The organism is Mycobacterium tilburgii (assembly GCF_902168065.1).
Taxonomy (GTDB): Bacteria; Actinomycetota; Actinomycetes; order Mycobacteriales; family Mycobacteriaceae; genus Mycobacterium; species Mycobacterium tilburgii.
The window spans coordinates 1-5,477 of sequence record NZ_LR655763.1; the positions used below are offsets into that span (position 1 = coordinate 1).

Annotated in this window: 4 protein-coding genes and 6 pseudogenes; 7 read left to right on the forward strand and 3 right to left on the reverse strand. The window is 65.2% G+C overall.

Features of this window, described 5'->3' with window-relative positions; all coding sequences use genetic code 11:
- The first annotated feature begins 310 nt into the window (after window positions 1-310).
- From FQ389_RS20965 to FQ389_RS17245, 4 genes and pseudogenes are all read left to right on the forward strand, one after another.
- Window positions 311-436 carry a chorismate mutase family protein gene (locus FQ389_RS20965; protein ID WP_260860868.1) on the forward strand — a complete coding sequence of 42 codons (126 nt, stop codon included), beginning with the start codon at window positions 311-313 and terminating at the stop codon, window positions 434-436.
- Between the two features lie 168 nt (window positions 437-604).
- Window positions 605-1,018 carry a resuscitation-promoting factor RpfC gene (gene rpfC, locus FQ389_RS17235; RefSeq protein ID WP_186296499.1) on the forward strand — a complete coding sequence of 138 codons (414 nt, stop codon included), beginning with the start codon at window positions 605-607 and terminating at the stop codon, window positions 1,016-1,018.
- 33 nt (window positions 1,019-1,051) lie between these two features.
- Window positions 1,052-1,526 (forward strand): annotated as a pseudogene (locus FQ389_RS17240) (SRPBCC family protein).
- Between the two features lie 38 nt (window positions 1,527-1,564).
- A pseudogene (locus FQ389_RS17245) lies at window positions 1,565-2,303 on the forward strand (SDR family oxidoreductase); the annotation flags it as partial.
- Here FQ389_RS17245 and FQ389_RS17250 read toward each other — a convergent pair.
- Window positions 2,282-2,539 (reverse strand): annotated as a pseudogene (locus FQ389_RS17250) (glutamine synthetase family protein); the annotation flags it as partial. The pseudogenes FQ389_RS17245 and FQ389_RS17250 sit on opposite strands and share 22 nt — an antisense overlap.
- Before the next feature lie 43 nt (window positions 2,540-2,582).
- A pseudogene (locus FQ389_RS17255) lies at window positions 2,583-3,063 on the reverse strand (carboxymuconolactone decarboxylase family protein).
- Window positions 3,064-3,213: 150 nt separating this feature from the next.
- On the opposite strand from FQ389_RS17255, the pseudogene FQ389_RS17260 reads away from it, so the two are divergent.
- Window positions 3,214-3,688: pseudogene (locus FQ389_RS17260) on the forward strand (enoyl-CoA hydratase/isomerase family protein); the annotation flags it as partial.
- On the opposite strand, the gene FQ389_RS17265 reads toward FQ389_RS17260, so the two are convergent.
- On the reverse strand, window positions 3,680-3,877 hold the full coding sequence (locus tag FQ389_RS17265) for a (2Fe-2S)-binding protein (RefSeq protein ID WP_144209851.1): 198 nt from the start codon (window positions 3,875-3,877) through the stop codon (window positions 3,680-3,682). The pseudogene FQ389_RS17260 and the gene FQ389_RS17265 overlap by 9 nt on opposite strands.
- Before the next feature lie 228 nt (window positions 3,878-4,105).
- On the opposite strand from FQ389_RS17265, the gene bfr reads away from it, so the two are divergent.
- Together bfr and FQ389_RS17275 are read left to right on the forward strand one after the other, a co-directional pair.
- Window positions 4,106-4,594 (forward strand): bacterioferritin, encoded by a 489-nt coding sequence (gene bfr / locus FQ389_RS17270; RefSeq protein WP_144209854.1) that lies wholly within the window; start codon window positions 4,106-4,108, stop codon window positions 4,592-4,594.
- 88 nt (window positions 4,595-4,682) lie between these two features.
- A pseudogene (locus FQ389_RS17275) lies at window positions 4,683-5,477 on the forward strand (MFS transporter); the annotation flags it as partial.

Genomic DNA, 5,477 nt, shown 5'->3' on the forward strand with positions numbered 1-5,477 from the left:
ATAACAGCGAGCTGACCGAGCTGGTCGACGCTGCCGGCCAACAATTGCGGACCGCGGAGCCGGTGGCCGCTTTCAAATGTACGACCCATGCTGCGAACGAAAATCCGGCTCGGGTGCAGCAAGAGCTCGCCGACTTAAGCGCCACCGCCGCAGGTGAGCACTTCGACCCAAGTTTCGTCAGCCGCGGTTCGGCGACCAGATCGACGCCACCACGGCGATCGAATATCGTCGTTTTGCGGATTGGACGCTCGAACCAGCGCGCCGACAGGGGCGCCCGATCGGTCCCGCCTCACGGTCGACCATCGACGGCTTGAATAGGAAGATGCTGGCGCAGCTCGCCGCGCATCAGGACGTACTGCACTCGCCGGCCTGCGGTCCGCAACTCGACGCGGCGCGGGCGGACGTTACCCGGGCTGACCGCTTCGACGACCTCTAAACGCAGGCGCTGGCGACCCGTTTCTATTGCGCCTGATCAGCCGCTTCCCGCACCTCATAGCGGGTCCGTGACATGCCGATTTCATTGCCATAGAAATGCCATAAATTTCTTATCTCGCGAATCAATCGAATCGGTAACGCTTTTCGTACACGTGGCGAATTGCTTGACATGAGAAACTTGGGGAAGCCTCTCGTCAAGTACGCGATTGCGGGCGGCATCATCGCTGTGACGCTTGGCCCAACCAACGCCGAGGCCACTGCGGCGCCGACACCCAACTGGGACGCGATCGCGCAATGCGAGTCCGGCGGCAACTGGCACGCCAACACCGGAAACGGCGCCTACGGCGGTCTGCAGTTCAAGCCTGCCACGTGGGCCGAGTATGGCGGCGTCGGTAACCCCGCGGCCGCTTCCCGCGAGCAGCAAATCGCCATCGCGAACCGGCTTTTCGCCGATCAGGGCGTCGAGCCCTGGCCGAAGTGCGGCGCCGCGTCCGGCCTGCCGATCGGCTGGTACTCGCACCCCGCGCAGGGTATCAAGGAGATCATCAACGGCCTTATCCAGGCGGCCACTCCGCACCGATGACCCGATGGCCGTTCCCTAGGCCAGCGACGGTCCATGTGTTTGGATCGGGCCATGGAAGGTTCGGCAACAGTTCATATGGCGGCACCCGCGGACAAGATCTGGGAGCTGATTTCCGACGTCCGTAACACAGGAAGGTTTTCGCCCGAAGTATTTGCAGCTAAGTGGCTGGACGGTGCGGCAGGCCCGGCCCTCGGCGCGAAATTCCGCGGTCATGTCAAGCGAAACGAGATCGGGCCGATTTATTGGACGGTCTGTGAAGTCACCGCATGCGAGCCCGGCCGCGAATTAGGGTTTTCGGTCCTGCTTGGCGACAAGCGGGTCAACAACTGGCACTACCGCCTGGCCCCAGTCGGCAGCGGCACAGCACGTCACCGAATCGTTCCGGCTCAGTCCCGCGCCGTGGCTGGGCGTGTACTGGGTGTTTGGCGGCTTTCTGCGTAAGCGCCGCAACGTCCGTGATATGACCAAAACGCTGAACCGCATCAAAGACGTGGTCGAGGCGGGCTGACAGGGAAGGCTTGCATGCCGGGCTCCGGAAACACGGCCGTGAAATCGGTCTTCATCACTGGCGCGGGCAGTGGCATGGGCCGCAGAGGCGTCCGGCTGTTCCACGCCAACGGCTGGCGGGTCGGCGCTGCCGACCGCAACGCCGACGGGCTCGCCGCGCTGGCCCGGGAATTCGGCGCCGATCGGCAATGGACGCGCCCGGTCGACGTCACGGTCAAAGCGGATCTGGACGGCGCGCTGGCGGACTTCTGCGCCGGCAACGCGAGCGGCGGACTGGACATGATGTGGAGCAACGCCGGCATCGGCGAGGCCGGGTGGTCCGAGGACGTGCCTGTACGAGGCGACGATGCGCGTCGTCGAGGTGAACTACAAAGCGGTGCTGACCTGGGTGTACGGCACGCTCCCCTACCTAAAGAAAACGACCGGCAGCCTGATGTTAACCACGTCCGTCCTCGTCGGCCACCTATGGGATGCCGCGCCCGGCCGTCTACTCGTCGACCAAGCATGCCGTCCAAAGGCCTCACCGAAGCGCTGAGCGTGGAGTGGAGCCGGGACGGTGTAGCACGTCGCCGACGTTCTTCCGGGGCTGATCGACACCGCCATCCTCACCACGACGCCCAACCACTCCAACGACGGTGCGACACCCACCACGCGCGAGGAACTGCGCGCGACCGCGCCGAAGAGAGGTATGCTGCGGTTGATGCCGGCGAGCAGCGTGGCCGAGGCCGCGTGGCAGGCCTACCACCATCCGAAGCGGCTGCACTGGTACGTGAGCCGCTGATCGCCGATCACGCCGACCTCGTCGGTGAACGCGATGCCGGTCTGGTCGATGGCTAAGGCGTGCCAGGACGGGCTGGCGCCCAGGCCGGGGTCGGGGAAAACGCCGGTGCGCCGGATCGGCACGGTCTTGGCGTGTGTGAGGCCGGCTGAATTCACGACGGTGCCGAGCACGGTGCGGACACCCTCGGTCTGCAGTTGGGCGATCGCCGTGGCGGCGAGCGGCATGGCTGGCATGGCAGCCCTATCGGCGGATACGGTCGACGACTACACCCGACAACTACACCCGGCTCGGCAGGGTCGGTTTGCAGGCCTGGCCGATATCGAGGGTCCGCAGCATACTGCCGCCCATACCGACCCACAGCGCAGGCGCAGCTCCTCGGAGAAGTGCTCGTTGGCGCCGCGACAAAACTCTTCGTCGTCGCGCAACTTGGTGTGTTCGGTGCCGAACCGGTGGGCGAACTCGGCCGCCAGTCGCTCCTGCTCGCTGAAACCCTCCCGGGTCCGCCATTCCAGCGCGTGCTCGTAAAGTGCTTCGTCGACGCCCTCGGCCGGGCCGTCGGGCGTCGCGGGTGTTCCGGCACACGGTGCACTCGTTGTCATGGGCAATCACGGCCCGGGCGATCTCGCGGGTCCGCATCGGCAGCCGGTTCTTGGTGTAGACGGGCCTGACTGAAGTTCGCGATCGCGCCGCCGAGGTCCGGAGACTTCGTGGCCCAGCCGTAGATGTCGTCGTCAGCGAATGTTCCGATTCGGCTCATGGCGTGATGGTACGCCCGCGATGCCAGCCGAGGATGGTGGCGCCGATACCCACCCCAACCCCCGTTGACGGCGCAAGTCGGCGGCTTGGGAAAGCGTTGAGCACGTCGATCAGGCCGGGAAAGCCGTGTTTGCCCGGGGTGAAGCCGAGGTCGGTGATGCGGTACGCCGATCTGGCCTTCATGTACTCGACGGCGCGATTGAAATGTCCGTTCACTAGCCTCGGGGTGGCTCCCGAGGCGGCCTCGTCGTACCTGTTGCCACAGTTGATCGGCCGGCAGAACACCGCATGGCTGTTGATGTCCTCGGAGTGGGTCGACGCGCAGAAAGCCTTGCGAATGGATCTGGTCTGGCGGGTCTCGAGCCGGGCGCAACTACCCGAGACCCGTCGGCACGCCGAAGTCTTTGCGTCCCGGCCCACGCCGAAGTCTTTGCGTCCCGGCCTGTGTCAAGTTTGATGGCCGTCAAGCACACGATGGCCGAACCGATCCGGCCGGAGTCGCGGCAGCGACGGCGCGGGAAAACGCTCACTTCGCCAAATTGATGGGCGTCCAGACAGCAGCGCGGCCCTGGCCTCGTTCGCGGACCGCAAGCAAAGTTGAGACACGGCGCCCGCCGTCAGAGTGACGCCGCCGTCTCGAGTGCGGCTTCGCTGTTCTTCGACGCGGCAATGATGGCCCGCAACGTCCGCCGGCAGCGCCCGCAGTCACCGCCTGCGCCGCACGCCTCGGCCACCTCCCTAGAGGTGGCCGCGCCGCGGGCCACACACTCCGCCACGGTGTGGTTGGTGACCCCGACGCACAGGCAGACGTACATCAGCGCGCCTCACATCCACGAGCGGTTTGCCCGAACATGCCTCATATTAACCCACTCTAACCTAACTGTGGTTAGACGAACCTAACTAGAGCAATTTGCCTAGTGAGCGCAGCCATACCTTGCTGGAAGATTCGAAATCGCGGTGGCAAAGTGCTGCTACGGCGGCATAGCGCGCACCAGCCCAGCCGTGTGCCGCAGCCAGACAGCTATGACTCCGGAGGAGTGATCATGCAAGGGGATCCAGACGTACTGCGGCTGCTCAACGAGCAACTGACCAGTGAGTTGACCGCCATCAACCAGTATTTCCTGCATTCGAAGATGCAGGAGAACTGGGGTTTCACCGAGATAGCCGGGCACACCCGCGCGGAATCATTCGATGAAATGCGACACGCCGAGGCGATCACCGACCGCATCTTGTTGCTGGACGGGCTGCCGAACTACCAGCGGCTCTTCTCGTTGCGCATCGGCCAGACGCTGCGCGAACAGTTCGAGGCCGACCTGGCGATCGAGTACGAGGTGTTGAACCGGCTTAAGCCCGGCGTCATCATGTGCCGCGCGAAAGAGGACAGCACCAGCGCCTTCCTGCTGGAGCAGATCATCGCCGACGAGGAAAACCACGTCGACTACCTGGAAACGCAGCTGCAGCTGATGGACAAGTTGGGCGAGCAGCTCTACCTGACGCAGTGCGTGTCGCGCCCGCCCGGTTCGATCGCTTAGCCGCTCTCGCGCCGGCTGACCCGCGACGCGATTGCCGCGGGTCAGCCGTGGGCACCCGTTAGCATAGGACGCCGACGGGAAGGCAGGCATGACAAGCGCGAGCGCATCATCCACCGCACAGACGCAGGCCAATCCGGCGGTACCCGCGGCATCCCGGCGGCGCGGTGCTCAGCCCGAAGCGGCGAAACCTTATTTTCGTCGCGATTGTGCTGGGGATGCTGCTGACGGCGCTCGACCAGACGATCGTCGCCACCGCACTGCCCACGATCGTCGCCGACTTGGGCGCGCCGGCCACCAGTCTTGGGTGACCAGCTACCTGCTGGCGTCGACGGTCGTCACGGTGCTGGTCGGCAAGGTGGGCGACCTGTTCGGCCGTAAATACGTTTTTCAGGCCGCCATCGTGTTCTTCGTGATCGGGTCGGCGTTGTGCGGCCTGGCCCATTCCATGAGGATGCTGGTCGCGGCCCGCGCGCTGCAGGGCATGGGCGGCGACGCGATCACAGTCACTGCGAGCGCGCTGATCGGTGATGTGGTGCCGCTGCGCGAACGCGGCCGCTATCAGGGCATCCTTGGGGCCGTGTTCGGCGTGACGACGGTGGTCGGCCCGCTGCTGGGCGGTTACTTCACCGACTACCTGACCTGGCGATGGGCGTTTGGGTCAACGTGCCGATCTCGGTGGTGGTGATCCTGTTGGCGGCGGCGACCATCCCGGCGCTGGCGTCGGACACCAAGCCGGTTATCGACTACGCCGGAATCGTGTTGGTCGGCCTGGGTGCCGCCGGCCTGACCCTGGCGACCAGCTGGGGCGGCACTCTGTACCCGTGGGGTTCGGCGACGATCATCGGTCGTTCATCGGCACCGCGGCCGCGCTGGCCGCGTTCGT

What these genes read in the sequence shown, in the direction of transcription:
- rpfC (WP_186296499.1), top strand. Translation starts at nt 605, where the DNA reads ATGAGAAACTTGGGGAAGCCTCTCGTCAAGTACGCGATTGCGGGCGGC.
- FQ389_RS17265 (WP_144209851.1), bottom strand. Translation starts at nt 3,877, where the DNA reads ATGTACGTCTGCCTGTGCGTCGGGGTCACCAACCACACCGTGGCGGAG.
- bfr (WP_144209854.1), top strand. Translation starts at nt 4,106, where the DNA reads ATGCAAGGGGATCCAGACGTACTGCGGCTGCTCAACGAGCAACTGACC.